The 14,807-nt window shown below is 71.1% G+C and carries 11 protein-coding genes; 6 read left to right on the top strand and 5 right to left on the bottom strand.

Annotation, left to right across the window (positions count from 1 at the left end; genetic code table 11):
- Window positions 1-96: 96 nt before the first annotated feature.
- The gene (locus A5680_RS05330) at window positions 97-1,443 is read right to left on the bottom strand and encodes an acetyl-CoA C-acetyltransferase (protein WP_067816980.1); all 1,347 of its coding nucleotides are present in this window, start codon (window positions 1,441-1,443) and stop codon (window positions 97-99) included.
- A 144-nt stretch (window positions 1,444-1,587) separates the two neighbouring features.
- Here A5680_RS05330 and A5680_RS05325 point away from each other — a divergent pair, with 144 nt between their 5' ends.
- Together A5680_RS05325 and A5680_RS05320 are read left to right on the top strand one after the other, a co-directional pair.
- Window positions 1,588-2,952: a 3-oxoacyl-ACP reductase gene (locus A5680_RS05325; protein ID WP_067816977.1), complete on the top strand. Its 1,365-nt coding sequence runs from the start codon at window positions 1,588-1,590 to the stop codon at window positions 2,950-2,952.
- A gap of 15 nt (window positions 2,953-2,967) precedes the next feature.
- Window positions 2,968-3,810, top strand: a complete 843-nt coding sequence (locus A5680_RS05320) for a MaoC/PaaZ C-terminal domain-containing protein (RefSeq protein ID WP_067816975.1) — start codon at window positions 2,968-2,970, stop codon at window positions 3,808-3,810.
- Window positions 3,811-3,820: 10 nt separating this feature from the next.
- Here the strand turns inward: A5680_RS05320 and A5680_RS05315 are convergent, their stop codons facing one another.
- The 3 genes from A5680_RS05315 to A5680_RS05305 form a co-directional block, all read right to left on the bottom strand.
- Window positions 3,821-5,071 carry a chloride channel protein gene (locus A5680_RS05315; RefSeq protein WP_067816972.1) on the bottom strand — a complete coding sequence of 417 codons (1,251 nt, stop codon included), beginning with the start codon at window positions 5,069-5,071 and terminating at the stop codon, window positions 3,821-3,823.
- 16 nt (window positions 5,072-5,087) lie between these two features.
- Complete coding sequence (locus A5680_RS05310; RefSeq protein WP_055402826.1) at window positions 5,088-5,741, bottom strand: TetR/AcrR family transcriptional regulator; 654 nt, start codon at window positions 5,739-5,741, stop codon at window positions 5,088-5,090.
- A gap of 87 nt (window positions 5,742-5,828) precedes the next feature.
- Window positions 5,829-6,965 (bottom strand): glycoside hydrolase family 3 N-terminal domain-containing protein, encoded by a 1,137-nt coding sequence (locus A5680_RS05305; RefSeq protein WP_067816969.1) that lies wholly within the window; start codon window positions 6,963-6,965, stop codon window positions 5,829-5,831.
- Window positions 6,966-7,090: 125 nt separating this feature from the next.
- Here A5680_RS05305 and A5680_RS05300 point away from each other — a divergent pair, with 125 nt between their 5' ends.
- From A5680_RS05300 to A5680_RS05285, 4 genes are all read left to right on the top strand, one after another.
- The gene (locus A5680_RS05300) at window positions 7,091-7,300 is read left to right on the top strand and encodes a DUF2613 family protein (RefSeq protein WP_055402822.1); all 210 of its coding nucleotides are present in this window, start codon (window positions 7,091-7,093) and stop codon (window positions 7,298-7,300) included.
- An 82-nt stretch (window positions 7,301-7,382) separates the two neighbouring features.
- A complete protein-coding gene (locus tag A5680_RS05295; protein ID WP_065443914.1) occupies window positions 7,383-7,556 on the top strand; it encodes a DUF2613 domain-containing protein in 174 nt (57 codons plus the stop codon).
- Window positions 7,557-7,620: 64 nt separating this feature from the next.
- Complete coding sequence (locus A5680_RS05290; RefSeq protein WP_231977567.1) at window positions 7,621-11,844, top strand: alpha-(1->3)-arabinofuranosyltransferase; 4,224 nt, start codon at window positions 7,621-7,623, stop codon at window positions 11,842-11,844.
- Between the two features lie 126 nt (window positions 11,845-11,970).
- Window positions 11,971-13,416: a lipase maturation factor family protein gene (locus tag A5680_RS05285; RefSeq protein WP_067816965.1), complete on the top strand. Its 1,446-nt coding sequence runs from the start codon at window positions 11,971-11,973 to the stop codon at window positions 13,414-13,416.
- A gap of 1 nt (window position 13,417) precedes the next feature.
- On the opposite strand, the gene A5680_RS05280 is transcribed toward A5680_RS05285, so the two are convergent.
- Window positions 13,418-14,803 (bottom strand): HNH endonuclease signature motif containing protein, encoded by a 1,386-nt coding sequence (locus A5680_RS05280; protein WP_067816961.1) that lies wholly within the window; start codon window positions 14,801-14,803, stop codon window positions 13,418-13,420.
- Between the last annotated feature and the right edge of the window lie 4 nt (window positions 14,804-14,807).

Genomic DNA, 14,807 nt, shown 5'->3' with positions numbered 1-14,807 from the left:
CGGGGGGTCAGACCACAACACGGGGTCATCCGCGCTTACGGGTACCCCGCAGCCCCGATCGCTAACCCGGTGTGACGGATTTCATGAAACGGTCGGTCAGGCCTCCAGAAGCGCGGCCACACCCTGGCCGCCGGCGGCGCAGATGGAGACCAGGGCCCGCAACGGCTTGCCGGCGCCACCCTTCTGCTCCGCCTTCTTCTGGGCGAGTTGCTTGGCCGCCTGGGCCAGGATCCGCCCGCCGGTGGCGGCGAAGGGGTGGCCGGCGGCCAGCGAGGAGCCGTTGACGTTCAGCTTGGACCGGTCGATCGACCCCAGCGCCGCGTCGAGGCCCAGCCGCTCCTTGCAGTAGTCCTCCGACTCCCAGGCCTGCAGGTGCGCCAGCACCACCGAGGCGAAGGCCTCGTGGATCTCGTAAAAATCGAAGTCCTGCAGGCTCAGCCCGTTGCGGGCCAGCAACCGCGGTACCGCGTAGGTGGGCGCCATCAGCAGGCCGTCGCGGCCGTTGACGTAGTCGACGGCCGCGGTCTCCGCGTCCACCAGGAAGGCCAGCGGCGTGACCGAATGCGCGCTCGCCCAGTCCTCGCTGGCCAGCAGCGCAACCGAGGCGCCATCGGTCAGCGGGGTCGAGTTGCCCGCCGTCATCGTCGCGTCGCCGTTCTTCACACCGAACACCGGCTTGAGCTTGGCCAGCTTCTCCGCCGACGAGTCCGGGCGCAGGTTGTCGTCGCGGTACAGCCCGAGGAACGGAGTGACCAGGTCGTCGAAGAAGCCCCGGTCGTAGGCGGCGGCCATGTTGCGGTGGCTGGCGGCGGCCAGCTCGTCCTGGTCGACGCGCTTGATGCCCATCTCCTTGGCGGTGATCGCCTGGTGCTCGCCCATGGACAGCCCGGTGCGCGGCTCGCTGTTGACCGGGATCTGGATCCCCACGTTGGCGGGCAGCGCGCCGACCAGCCTCAGCCGCTCGACGTTGGACTTGGACCGGCGCAGCTTGAGCAGGGTGCGGCGCAGGTTGTCGCCCAGGGCGATCGGCGGGTCGGAGGTGGTGTCCACGCCGCCGGCGGCCGCCACCTCGTAGCGCCCGGCCGCGATGCCGTCGGCCGCGGCGATGGCCGCCTGCAGGCCGGTGCCGCAGGCCTGCTGCAGGTCGAACGCCGGGGTGTACGACGACAGCTCGGAGCCCAGCACACATTCGCGCGTGAGGTTGAAGTCCCGGCTGTGCTTGAGCACGGCGCCGCCGACCACCGCGCCCAGCCGCTCGCCCGCCAGCCCGAAGCGGTCAACCAGCCCGCCGAGCGCCGCGGTGAGCATGTCCTGATTGGACGCCTCGGCGTAGGCGCCGTCGGACCGGGCGAACGGGATCCGGTTGCCGCCCAGGACGGCGACTCGCCGCCGCTGCGAACTGCGCTGGTTGCTTGCCTCGGAACTTGCAGGGGCCACTGTCATCTCCGTGTTATCTGGGGTCTATCGGTTTGGGGTCGCCCGTCTGGGCCATACTACCCACTGTTCTTACTCTGAAGTAAGTTCGTCCTCGATACGGTTGTGCGGTAGGCATACCCCGACTTCGAAAGAATATGGAAGGTAGCTCCGGTGGCTCCCAAGGTGTCCTCCGATCTGTTCTCTCAGATCGTCAATTCCGGTCCTGGATCGTTTCTCGCCAAGCAGCTCGGGGTCCCGCAACCCGAGACGCTGCGCCGCTACTCCCCCGGCGATCCGCCCCTGGCCGGGGCGCTGCTGATCGGCGGTGAGGGCCGGGTGGTCGAACCGCTGCGCGCCGCCCTGGCCAAGGATTACGACCTGGTGGGCGACAACCTCGGTGGCCGCTGGGCCGACCAGTTCGGCGGCCTGGTCTTCGACGCCACCGGCATCACCACCCCGGAGGGGCTGCGGGGGCTCTACGAGTTCTTCACGCCCCTGCTGCGCAACCTGGGCCATTCCGCGCGGGTCGCGGTGGTCGGCACCACGCCCGACGCCGCCGCCAGCCCGTACGAGCGGATCGCTCAGCGCGCGCTGGAGGGATTCACCCGCTCGCTGGGCAAGGAGCTGCGCAACGGCACCACGGTGGCGCTGGTGTACGTGTCGCCCGACGCCAAGCCCGCCGCGACGGGCCTGGAATCGACCATGCGGTTCATCCTGTCGGCCAAGTCCGCCTACGTCGACGGCCAGGTCTTCTACGTCGGTGAGGCCGACTCCACCCCGCCGGCCGACTGGGACCGGCCGCTCGACGGCAAGGTCGCGATCGTGACTGGCGCGGCCCGCGGCATCGGCGCGACCATCGCGGAGGTGTTCGCCCGCGACGGCGCCCGCGTGGTCGCGATCGACGTCGAGTCGGCCGCCGAGACGCTGGCCGAGACGGCCAGCCGCGTCGGCGGCACCGCGCTGTGGCTCGACGTCACCGCGGACGACGCCGTCGACAAGATCACCGAGCACCTGCGCGAGCACCACGGCGGACGCGCCGACGTCCTGGTCAACAACGCCGGCATCACCCGCGACAAGCTGCTTGCCAACATGGACGACGCCCGCTGGGACGCGGTCCTGGCCGTCAATCTCCTTGCGCCACTGCGGCTTACCGAAGGCCTGGTGGGCAACGGCAGCATCGGCGAAGGCGGCCGGGTGATCGGGTTGTCCTCGATGGCCGGCATCGCGGGCAACCGCGGGCAGACCAACTACGCGACCACCAAGGCCGGGATGATCGGCCTCACCCAGGCGCTGGCGCCGGAGTTGTACGGCAAGGGCATCACGATCAACGCGGTCGCACCCGGTTTCATCGAGACGCAGATGACGGCCGCCATTCCGTTGGCCACCCGCGAGGTGGGCCGCCGGATGAACTCGCTGCTGCAGGGCGGGCAACCCGTGGACGTCGCGGAGGCCATCGCCTACTTCGCCAGCCCGGCGTCAAACGCTGTGACGGGCAACGTCATTCGCGTCTGCGGCCAGGCCATGCTGGGCGCCTAGGTCGAGGAGAACCCGATGAACCAGCCAAGCGGCCTGAAGAACATGCTGCGCGCGGCGGCCGGGGCACTGCCGGTGGTGCCCCGCGGGAACCAGCTGCCCACGCGCACCGTGGAGATCGATGAACTACCCATCCACCAGACGAACGTGGCCGAGTACGCGGCCGTAACCGGCCTGCGGTACGGCAACAACGTGCCGCTCACGTACCCGTTCGCGCTGACCTTCCCGACGATGATGTCGCTGGTGACCGGGTTCGACTTTCCTTTCGCCGCAATGGGTTCGGTGCACGTCGAAAACCACATCACGCAATACCGGCCGATCGCGGTCACCGACACCGTCGGCGTGCAGGTGCACGCGGAGAACCTGCGCGAGCACCGCAAAGGCCTGCTGGTCGACCTGGTGACCGAGGTGAGCGTCGGCAACGACACCGCCTGGCACCAGGTGACCACCTTCCTGCACCAGCAACGCACCAGCCTGTCCGACGAGCCCAAGCCGCCGCCGCAGAAGCAACCGAAGCTGCCCCCGCCGAGCACCGTAGTGCGCGTCAGCCCCGGCCTGATCCGGCGCTACGCCGTCGTCGGCGGCGATCACAACCCGATCCACACCAACCCGATCGCCGCCAAGCTGTTCGGCTTCCCCACCGTCATCGCGCACGGAATGTTCAGCGCCGCAGCGGTATTGGCCAACATCGAAGCACGGTTGCCGGATGCCGTGAAGTACTCGGTGAAGTTCGGCAAGCCGCTGGTGTTGCCCGGCACCGCGGGGCTCTACATCGACGAAAGCCATGACGGCTGGGACATTTCGCTGCGCAACATCGCCAAGGGTTACCCGTACCTGACCGGCACGGTCCGGGCGGTTTAGTGCTGGGGCACTAGCCGGAATGTGTCGGGCCGCGGCCCTTGGCCAGGACTTTCAGGCCGTGGGCACTGGTCGCCGTCAGCAGGAACAGCAGAAACAACCACACCGGCGGCCGGGCGAGCTCCCAGACGAAGATCGCCGCCCAGATCGGTGAGCCCTGGGTGACCGCGAGCACCCCGGCCGCCCCCGCCAACGACACCGCCGGCACGTGCAGGTGGGTGCCGGCCGCCCAGTTGATCGTCAGCACCAGCGCCGCACCGGCGGCCGCGCCGGTGGCCAGGGAGGGCGTCAGCATGCCGCCGGCGCCGCCGGCACGGAGGAACAACGCGGTCAGCAACGGTTTGAGGGCCAAGATGGCCAGCGCCGATACCAGCGTCATGCCGCTGGCCAGGCTGACCGTCAGGATGCTTCGGCCGTTGCCGGGCAACTCGGGCCACCAATGCGAGCAGATGCCCATCACCAGGCCGGCGCCCGCGAGCGCGGGGACCAGCACCCAGTTCCGCATCGGCGTGGCCGGCCGGGCCGCCGCCATCAACCGGCTGAAGGCCAGCCCGACCGCGAGGGTCAGCGGCGCCAGCAGCAGCCCGTGCGCGGTCAGCAGGTAGGTCGACTCGCCCACCGGCCACTGCAGGTTGGGCTCGTCGCGGGTGACCGCCGAGCCGACGGCGACCGCCAGGCTCGAGGTGATGAACGCCGCGCCCACCGCCCGCGGACGCCAGGTGTTGAGCAGGATCCGCACCGAGAACAGCGCGCCCGCCAGCGGGACGGCGTAGACGGCGCCCAGCCCGGCGCCTGCCGCGCAGGCCAGCAGCACCTCGCGATCGGATGGCGAGAGCCGCTTGAGCCAGCCGGTCCCGAAATCGCCCAGGGCCGCGGCGAATTGGCGCGGGGCGCCCTCCCGCCCGAGGGACGCCCCGGAACCGACGAGCAGCACCTGCAGCATGGCGTCGACGCTCCAGGCCAGCCGAGGTATCCGCTCGCGGCGTTCAATGGTTTCCGCCAGCGGCGGCACGTCGGTCCTGCTCCGCAACAGCCACCACCCGATCGCGGCCAACGCACCGCCGATCATCGGCCCCAGGGCGCGGCGCACCGGGCTGCTGGCGGCGACGCCGGCGAGCAGCGCGCCGAAGGTGTAGTGATACGTGACGTGCTGGACGAAGCGCAGCACGTACGTCGTCGCCAACCCGGCGGCCCCGGCCAGCAACCCGACGATGACTACGGCGCAGAAGAAGTCGACGTTTGGGCGCGCGGGCGGTCGAGCCACATGACGAATGTAGGGGCTAGCGGCCGGCGGCGCCGGGCCCGCCCTGCTCGGGCCGGGCCGCGACGGCGGCCTCCCGCTCCTCCGGGGCGCCCCGGAGCCCATGCCAGAACAGGTTGATCATCAGCTCGGCTGCCTCGTCGGCGTCGATGTCACCGATGCTGAGCTGGTTGGCGGTGGCCTCGCCGGCGCCCACCAGCGCCACGGCCATCATCTCGTGCTCGCGGTCGGTGCGTGGGGTGCGACTGCCGGCCCGCACCAGCCCCGCGACCAGCTCGATGATCTTTTCGCGTCCCTCGCGCACCATGTGGGCGAACGCCTGCGAGCTGGTGGCCTGCGTGTACATCACGATCCACGACGCCCGGTTGGCGTCGATGTAGCGCATGAACGCCACGATGGTGTTGCGCAGCAGGTCTTTTGGGCTCTGGGTGAAGTCGATGTCGGCGCGGACCGCATCGATGAACCGGCCCATCTCCCGGTTCAGGCAGGCGCCGAACAGGTCCTCCTTGGAGCCGTAGTACAGGTACAGCATCGGCTTGGAGATCTGCGCCTCTGCGGCGATGGCGTCCATCGACGTCTCGTGGTAGCCGTTGACCGAAAACATCTGCACCGCGGCGTCGAGCATCTGCTGTTCGCGGACAGCGCGCGGTAACCGCTTGGTGCCACCCGCCATCGCTTGCCTCTCTAGCCCGTCTATCTGACTCCAGGGTAAGCAACGGCGGGGGCCCGCACACGGCTAGTGCCAATGGCGGTGACCCTCTTAGTGGCCGCAGGCGGGGCTGCGGCCCTTCATCGCCGCCACCCGCCCGAGCGCCTCGTCGACCCGCGGCGCGGGCAGCTCGCCGGCGGCGACCGCCTTTTGCAGCCGGTCCAGGACCGCGGGCACCTCGTCGGTGGTGACCCAGAGCGCGACGTCGGTGCCGGCCTGCAGGGTGCGCAGCACCGCCTCGGCGACGCCGTAGCGGTCCGAGATGGCGCCCATGCTGGACAGGTCGTCGGTGAACACCGGGCCGTTGAAGGGCGGGGCGCCGTAACCGACCCCGTCGCGCAGCAACCGCACCGCGGCGGCGCTCAGGCTGGCCGGGTCGTCGCCGGTCAGCCCGGGCACCTGCAGGTGACCCAGCATCACCGCGACCGGGGCCGCGGTCACCAGCGTCCGGTAGGGCACCAGGTCGACGTTCTGCAGGTCGCTCAGCGGCGGCGTCACCACCCCGCCGGTGTGCGAGTCGCCCGAGCCGTGCCCGTGGCCGGGGAAGTGCTTGAGCACCGGCAGCAGGCCGGCGTCCCGCAGGCCCTGCGCGTACGCCCCGGCGTAGGCCGTGACCGTGTTGGGATCGCCACCGAACGAGCGGTCCCCGATGACGCCGGTGCTGGAATCGGTGACGTCGACGACGGGGGCGAAGTCGATGGTGATGCCCAGGTCGTGCATCTTCTTGCCGCGCTCGGCCGCCAGGTCGTGGACCTGGGCGACGGTCTGGGTCTGCGCCAGCTCCCGGGGCGAGGGGGCCGAGCCGATCAACGCCCGCAACCGCGATACCCGGCCGCCCTCCTCGTCGACGCTGACCGCCAGCGGAAGCGGCCCGGCCTTCGCCGCGATGTCGGCCAGCGGGCCCTTGAAGATCGACAGGTCCGTCCAGCTGCCGATGAAAAGGCCGCCGACGTGGTAGCCGTCGACCACCGACCGGGCGTCGTCGGCGTTTTTCACGCCCACCATCAGCAGTTGGGCCAGCTTGTCGCGGACCGGGAGCGTCGTGACGTCACCGCACGCCGGTGGGGCGGCCGCCGGCTTGCTGACCGAGGTCGACGACGGGCCGGGCGGGTGGCCGGTGTGGTGAGCGCAGCCCACCACCAAAGCCGACACGACGGCGAGCACGGCCAGGGTGCGCGAAAATGACATCGGGCCATGCTTTCATGGCGCTATCCGGGCCTCTGGATCTGGGGAGCGACGAGGTTTCGTCGGGGGTTTTCTTCTTCGGGTGCGGGGGCACTCCTGGGCTGGTGCCAGCGGGGCTAGGGGGCAAGATGCCAGCGAAGACCGGTTTCGCCCTGGCCGCGGCGGCCAGCATCGCGGTGGGTCTGTCGGTCGGCGTCGCGACGACCGTCGGCGTCACGCTGGCCGTCGCCGACCACGGTGCGGCCCCGGTGCGGGCCGGTCCGGCCGCGCTGATCCCGCTCGGGCCACACCAGGTGCAATACGGCGACCGGTGCTTTCACGGGCACTGTCTGCCCTGACGAGCGTCTCGGGACGCCGAGGGCGCTTCTGCTAGGTTGGCGCTAAGCCGCCGTTTTCCCAGATGCCATAGAGGAGCCGTTGATGAACCGGATCATTGCGCCCGCCGCCGCGAGCGTGGTGGTCGGTCTGTTGCTCGGCGCGGCAGCGATTTTCGGGATCACCTTGATGGTGCAGCAGGACACGAAACCGCCACTCCCCGGGGGCGATCCGCAGTCGTCAGTGCTCAACCGGGTCGAGTACGGCAACCGTAGCTAGCGGCGATCGCAAGCGCGGCGCAGCCGGGTGTAGCGGGTCGCCGCCGTCAGACTCAGCGGCGGAATTGGAGGCCGGCGCGCCGGCTTCGTCGTCGCCGGCCGCGCCCGTGTCGCGCCGCTGGCTGTGGTTGGTCGGGGCGATCGCCTGCGCGTTGACGTTCGCCCAATCCCCGGGCCGGGTCTCCCCGGACACCAAACTCGACCTGACCGCCAACCCGCTGCGCTTCCTGGCCCGGGCCACCAACCTGTGGAACAGCGAGCTGCCGTTCGGGCAGGCGCAGAACCAGGCCTACGGGTACCTGTTCCCGCACGGCACCTTCTTCGCCGTCGGCCATCTGCTCGCGGTGCCGGGCTGGGTGACCCAGCGGCTGTGGTGGGCGCTGCTGCTCACGGTCGGCTTCTGGGGGCTGTTGCGGGTCGCCGAGGCGCTGGGCATCGGCAGCCCTGCCTCCCGGGTGATCGGGGCCGTCGCGTTCGCGCTGTCGCCGCGGGTGTTGACCACGCTGGGCTCGATCTCGTCGGAAACGCTTCCGATGATGCTGGCGCCCTGGGTGTTGCTGCCCACGATCCTGGCCCTGCGCGCCACGGCCAACCGGTCGGTGCGGGCGCTCGCGGCGCAGGCCGGCCTCGCTGTGGCGTTGATGGGCGCGGTCAACGCGATCGCCACGCTGGCCGGTTGCCTGCCCGCGGTCATCTGGTGGGCCTGCCACCGGCCGAATCGATTGTGGTGGCGCTACACCGGGTGGTGGCTGCTGGCGCTGGCGCTGGCGGCGCTGTGGTGGGTGGTGGCGCTGCTGATGCTGCGGGCCATCAGCCCGCCCTTCCTCGATTTCATCGAATCCTCCGGTGTGACAACGCAATGGTCGTCGCTCACAGAGATCTTGCGCGGCACCGACAGCTGGACCCCGTACGTGGCGCCGACCGCCACCGCCGGCGCGCCGCTGGTGACCGGTTCCGCGGCCGTGCTGGCGACCTGCCTGGTCGCGGCGGCCGGGCTGGCGGGGCTGGCCGGCGCGAGGATGCCGGCCCGCGGGCGGTTGGTGACGATGCTGTTGGCCGGCGTGGTGTTGATGGCCGCCGGCTACAGCGGCGGGCTGGGTTCGCCGGTGGCGCACGCCGTGCAGGTGTTCCTGGACGCCGGGGGCGCGCCGCTGCGCAACGTGCACAAGCTGGGCTCGGTGGTGCGGATCCCGATCGCGTTGGGGGTGGCCCAGCTGCTGGGCCGGGTGCCACTGCCCGGGCGGCGGCCCGGGTGGTTGCGCGCGTTCGCCCACCCCGAGCGCGACCGGCGGGTGGCGGTCGCGATCGTGGTGCTGACGGCGCTGATGGTGAGCACCTCGCTGGCGTGGACCGGCCGGCTGACCCCGCCGGGCACCTTCAGCGCCATACCCCGGTACTGGCAGGAGACCGCCGACTGGCTCGACCGGCACAACACCGGGACGCCGGCCCCGGGCCGGGTGTTGGTCGTCCCGGGTGCGCCGTTCGCGACGCAGGTGTGGGGCACCAGCCACGACGAGCCGTTGCAGGTGCTCGGCGGCAGCCCGTGGGGGGTGCGCGACTCCATCCCGTTGACCCCGCCGCAAACCATCCGGGCGCTCGATTCGGTGCAACGCCTGTTCGCCGCCGGGCGCCCCTCGCCCGGCTTGGCCGATACCCTTGCGCGCCAAGGCATTTCGTATGTGGTGCTGCGCAACGACCTGGACCCCGATACCTCGCGGTCGGCGCGCCCCATCCTGGTGCACCGCGCCATCGACGGGTCGCCGGGGCTGCAGAAGGTGGCGCAGTTCGGCGCGCCGGTGGGCCCCGGGACCCTGGCGGGGTTCGTCGCCGACAGCGGGCTGCGCCCGCGCTACCCGGCGGTCGAGGTGTATCGGGTCACCGGCGGTTCGGGCGCGCCGTACTTCGCCGACATCGACCGGCTGCCCCGCGTCGACGGCGGACCGGAGGTGCTGCTGCGCCTCGATGAGCGGCGCCGGCTCGAGGGCCGGCCGCCGCTGGGGCCGGTGCTGATGAGCGCCGACGCGCGCGGCGCCGGCCTGCCGGTGCCTGCGGTGACCGTCACCGACACCCCGGTGGCCCGCGAAACCGACTACGGCCGGGTGGACCACCACTCGTCGGCCATCCGGGCCCCGGGTGACGCGCGGCATACCTACAACCGCGTGCCCGACTATCCGGTCCCCGGGGCCGACCCGGTCGTCGGCGCCTGGAGCGGCGGGCGGGTCACCGTGTCCAGCTCGTCGTCGGACTCCACCGCGATGCCCGACGTCGCGCCGGCCACCTCGTCCGTCGCCGCCATCGACGGCGACCCGGCGACCACATGGGTGTCCAATTCGCTGCAGTCCGCCGTCGGCCAGTGGCTGCAGGTCGACTTCGACCACCCGCTGACCAACGCGGCGATCACCCTCACGCCAAGCGCGACCGCCGTCGGCGCGCAGGTCCGCCGCATCCTGATCGAAACCGCGACCGGCAGCACGACCCTGCGGTTCGACGAGCCGGGCAAGCCGCTCGCCTCCGCGCTGCCCTACGGCGAGACGCCGTGGGTGCGGATCACCGCCGCGGGCACCGACGACGGTTCCCCCGGCGTGCAATTCGGGATCACCGACCTGTCGATCACCCAGTACGACGCGTCGGGATTCGCCCACCCGGTCGAACTGCGGCACACCGTGCGGGTGCCCGGGCCGCCGCCCGGCTCGGCGATCGCGGGCTGGAACCTGGGCTCCGAGCTGCTCGGCAGGCCGGGCTGCGCGCGGGCGCCCGACGGTGTGCGCTGCGCCCCCATCGCCTTGGCCCCGGAGGAGCCGGTCAACCTCAGCCGGACGCTGACCGTTCCCGCGCCGATGTCGGTGACCCCGCTGGTGTGGGTGCGGCCACGGCAGGGGCCCAAGCTCGCCGACCTGATCGCCGAGCCGAACACCACCCGGGCGCGCGGCGACGCCGACCTGGTGGACGTGCTGGGCTCGGCGTATGCGGCGACCGACGGCGACCCGGGCACCGCGTGGACGGCGCCGCAGCGCGTGGTGCAGCACAAGACGCCGCCCACGTTGACGCTCACCCTGCCGCGACCGACCCAGGTCACCGGGCTGCGCCTGGTGCCCGGCGCCTCCGCGCTGCCCGCCCACCCGACGATGGTGGCGGTCAACCTGGGCGACGGCCCGCAGGTGCGCGCGTTGAAACCCGGTGAGGCGCAGGTTCTTTCGCTCACTCCGCGGGTGACCGACAGCGTCACCGTCAGCCTGCTGGACTGGGAAGACGTCATCGACCGCAACGCGTTGGGCTTCGACCAGCTCAAGCCGCCGGGGCTGGCCGAGGTGGCGGCCCTGGGCGCCGACGGCAACCCGATCGCGCCCGCCGACGCCGCCCGCAATCGGGCCCGCGAGATCACCGTCGACTGCGACCACGGCCCGGTCATCGCGGTCGCGGGCCGCTTCGTGCACACGTCGATTCGCACCACCGTGGGCGCCCTGCTCGACGACGAACCCGTCGCCGCGCAGGCGTGCGACCGCGATCCGATCACGCTGCCGGCGGGCCAGCAGGAGCTGTTGATCAGCCCGGGCGCCCAGTTCGTCGTCGACGGCGCCGACCTGTCCTCGCCGGTCGCCGACGCCGGCGCCCCCGCCGTCGCCGCGGCCCCGGTGTGGCGGGCGTGGGGCCCGGATCGTCGCGAGGTGCAGGCGCCCCCGTCGCCCACGTCGCGGGTGCTGGTCATCCCCGAAAGCATCAACCCCGGCTGGGTGGCGCGCACCGGCACCGGCGCGCGGCTGACGCCGGTGGCCGTCAATGGCTGGCAGCAGGGCTGGGTGGTGCCCCCGGGCGACCCCGGCACCATCACGCTGACGTTCCCGTCCAACGCGCCGTACCGGGCGGGCCTGGCGGTGGGGCTGGCCCTGCTGCCGCTGTTGGCCATGCTCGCGCTGTGGCGCACGCGTCGCACGGGGGTCGACGGCGTGCCCGCGTCACCGTGGCGGCCCGGACCGTGGGCGGCGGTCGCGGTGCTGGCGTGCGGGGCGGTGATCGCGGGCGTGGCCGGGGTCGCGGTGATCGGCGCCGCGCTGGGCCTGCGGTACGCACTGCGGCGCCGGGGCCCCGACCGGGCCGCGATGGTGCTCAGCGCGGGCGGGCTGATTCTCGCCGGGGCCGTGCTGTCGCGGCATCCGTGGCGATCGGTCGACGGGTACGCGGGCCATTCGGCGAATGTTCAGCTGCTGGCGTTGATTTCGCTTGCGGTGCTCGCCGCGTCCGCGGTGACGATGCCGTCCGCGGAGCGGACGGAGGAGGAACCGCGGCATTGACTCCCGCGGTGACGATGCCCGAGCGGTCCGGCGCCGAATAGCCTCGGGGGCTTGGCTAGCCGGTTACCGGCTGATTCACTGGACATGCGGGTCTGTGTGACCGCCACCGTCCGAGGAGTTACGGCCATGGGCTGGTTTTCCGCACCCGAATATTGGCTCTGCACAGAGGTGCTCGAGCGGGGCGTCGCGGTGGTCTACCTGCTCGCGTTCGTCGCGGCCGCGGCCCAATTCCGGGCGCTCATCGGGGAACACGGGATGCAGCCCATCCCGCGGTTCCTGGCCGGGCAGTCGTTCTGGCGGACCCCCAGCCTGTTTCACCTGCGCTACTCGGATCGGCTGTTCTCCGGGGTGTCCTGGTTCGGCGCGGCGCTGTCGGCGGCGATCGTCGCCGGTGCGGCCGACGCGGTGCCGTTGTGGGCGGCGATACTGCTCTGGCTGACGCTGTGGGTGCTCTACCTTTCGATCGTCAACGTCGGACAGAGCTGGTATGCGTTCGGGTGGGAGTCGCTGTTGCTGGAGACCGGCTTCCTGATGATCTTTCTGGGCAATCACCAAGTGGCGCCGCCGCTGTTGACGTTGTGGATGGTCCGGTTGCTGTTGTTCCGGGTCGAGTTCGGTGCGGGGCTGATCAAGATGCGGGGCGACCCGTGCTGGCGCGACCTGACCTGCCTGTACTACCACCACGAAACGCAGCCGATGCCCGGCCCGTTGAGCTGGTTCTTCCATCACTTGCCCAAGCCGCTGCATCGAATTGAGGTGGCGGGCAACCATTTCTCGCAGTTGATCGTGCCGTTCGGGTTGTTCGCGCCGCAACCGGTGGCCAGCGTCGCCGCGGCGATCATCGTCATCACCCAGCTGTGGCTGGTGGCGTCGGGCAACTTCGCCTGGCTCAACTGGGTCACGATCCTGTTGGCGTGCAGCGCGATCGACGATTCCTCGGCGTCCGCGGTGGTCGGCCGGCTCGATCGTCCGGTGTTTTCGGCTACACCGGTGTGGTTCGCGGCCCTGGTGGTCGCGTTCGCGGCTGCGGTGCTGTTCATGAGCTACTGGCCGGTGCGCAACATGTTGTCCTCGCGGCAGCGAATGAACGCGTCGTTCAACTCTTTTCATCTGGTGAACACCTATGGCGCGTTCGGCAGCATCGGTCGCGTCCGCCGCGAGGTGGTGATCGAAGGCACCGACGAAGCCCACCTGACGAACCAGACGGTGTGGAAGGAATACGAATTCAAGGGCAAGCCCGGCGCCGTGCGCCGGCTCCCGCGACAGTGGGCGCCCTATCACCTGCGCCTGGACTGGCTGATGTGGTTCGCGGCCATCTCGCCGGGCTACGCGCAGCCGTGGTTGACGCCGTTCCTGCAGCGGCTGCTGCGCAACGATCGGCCCACGCTGCGCCTGTTGCGGCGCAACCCATTTGCCGATGCGCCGCCGCGGTACGTGCGTGCGCTGCTCTACGAGTATCGGTTCACCACACCCGCCGAGCTGCGCCGTGACCGGGCCTGGTGGCATCGGACGCTGATCGGCGGGTACGTCCGGCCGATGGCGTTGCCGGCGGCGACGTCACGGCAAGGCTGAGCTATGCGGCGTCGTCGTCATCGTCGCCGTCGCCGTCGCCGTCGCGGAGGAGTTTTTCGGGGTGGTGGAAGGTGTTGGTGCGGGGCCGGCCCCGGTCGTGGTGGGGTGGGGGGATCCAGACGGTGTCACCTTTGGTGTTTTTGCGGGTGCGCCAGCCGCCGGGTGTGAGTAGGCGGTGATGGGGTCCGCAGGCGAAGGTGAGGTCGTTGATGTCGGTGCGGCGGCTGCGGGCGTAGTCGGTGACGTGATGGACTTCGGAGAGGTAGCCGGGCACGGTGCAGCCCGGGGCGGTGCAGCCGCGGTCCTTGGCGTAGAGCACGATCCGTTGGCCGGGGTTGGCGAGGCGTTTGGTGTGATACAGCGCCAGCGGTGTGGCGTCGTCGTCGAAGATGGCCAGGTAGTGATGCGCGTGGCGGGCCAGCCGGATCACGTCGCTGATCGGCAGGCGGGTGCCCCCACCGGTGCGCCCCGTGCCGGCGGCGGTCTGCAGCTCGTGCAGGGTGGTGGTGATGATGATGGAGGCCGGTAACCCGTTGTGCCGGCCGAGTTTTCCCGAGGCCAACAGCGCGCGTGATGCCGCCAACAACGCGTCGTGGTTGCGTTGGGCGGCGCTGCGCCCATCGTGATCGATGGCCTGCTGGCTGGGGGTGCCGTCGACACACGGGGTGTCGTCGAGGGGGTTGCACATGCCCGGAGCGGCCAGCTTGGCCAGCACCGCCTCGAGGGTGGCCCGCAGCTCAGGGGTGAGCAGCCCGCGCAGCTCCGACATGCCGTCGGGGCCCTGCCGACCCAGGGTGAGGCCGCGGCGGCGGGCGCGCTCGGCGTCGCTGTAGCGGCCGTCGGGGTTGAGGCAATCGGCGACATGCTCGGCCAGCCCCGCCAATTGCTCGGGCCGATACTGCGTTCCATACCTGACGAGGTCGGCCTCCACGGCCGCCCGGGTGGGCGCATCCACCGCGGCGGGTAACTGGTGAAAGAACCGGCGGATCACCCCCACCTGCCCGGTGCCCAGGGCGCCGTCGCGTTGGGCGGCCGCGGTCGCGGGCAGGATCGGGGCTAACGGTTCGCCGGTCAGCCCGTGCCGCGGCCCCAACTCGACGGCCTCTTTCACCCGCCTCGACGCCTCGGCCCGGCTGATCAGCGTCGCCTCGGCGATCGCGTGCGGCAGGCTGCCACCCAACTCCTCGGCGGTGGCCTGCCGGCCCAGGGTGTTGATCACCGGATGCTCGAGGGCCGGCAGCTGCCGGCGTACTTTTTCGCAGCGTTCCAGCATCGCCAGCTGTTGGTGAACGTTCAAAGCATCCACCGGCAGTGCGCGGACACGGGCCAAGACGGCATCGAGATCGTCGAACACCGCGTCGACGTCTGGATGACCGCTTGGACTCATACCC

The organism is Mycobacterium sp. E2989 (genome assembly GCF_001667595.1).
In the GTDB taxonomy this organism is placed as follows: Bacteria; Actinomycetota; Actinomycetes; order Mycobacteriales; family Mycobacteriaceae; genus Mycobacterium.
The sequence above is the reverse complement of the archived record's forward strand: the minus strand, read 5'-3'. Positions and strand labels throughout refer to the sequence as shown.

Coding starts and splice junctions, on each gene's coding strand:
- A5680_RS05320 (WP_067816975.1), top strand. CDS start 2,968: ATGAACCAGCCAAGCGGCCTGAAGAACATGCTGCGCGCGGCGGCCGGG.
- A5680_RS05300 (WP_055402822.1), top strand. CDS start 7,091: ATGCCAGCGAAGACCGGTTTCGCCCTGGCCGCGGCGGCCAGCATCGCG.
- A5680_RS05330 (WP_067816980.1), bottom strand. CDS start 1,443: ATGACAGTGGCCCCTGCAAGTTCCGAGGCAAGCAACCAGCGCAGTTCG.
- A5680_RS05295 (WP_065443914.1), top strand. CDS start 7,383: ATGAACCGGATCATTGCGCCCGCCGCCGCGAGCGTGGTGGTCGGTCTG.
- A5680_RS05285 (WP_067816965.1), top strand. CDS start 11,971: ATGGGCTGGTTTTCCGCACCCGAATATTGGCTCTGCACAGAGGTGCTC.
- A5680_RS05280 (WP_067816961.1), bottom strand. CDS start 14,803: ATGAGTCCAAGCGGTCATCCAGACGTCGACGCGGTGTTCGACGATCTC.
- A5680_RS05305 (WP_067816969.1), bottom strand. CDS start 6,965: ATGTCATTTTCGCGCACCCTGGCCGTGCTCGCCGTCGTGTCGGCTTTG.
- A5680_RS05310 (WP_055402826.1), bottom strand. CDS start 5,741: ATGGCGGGTGGCACCAAGCGGTTACCGCGCGCTGTCCGCGAACAGCAG.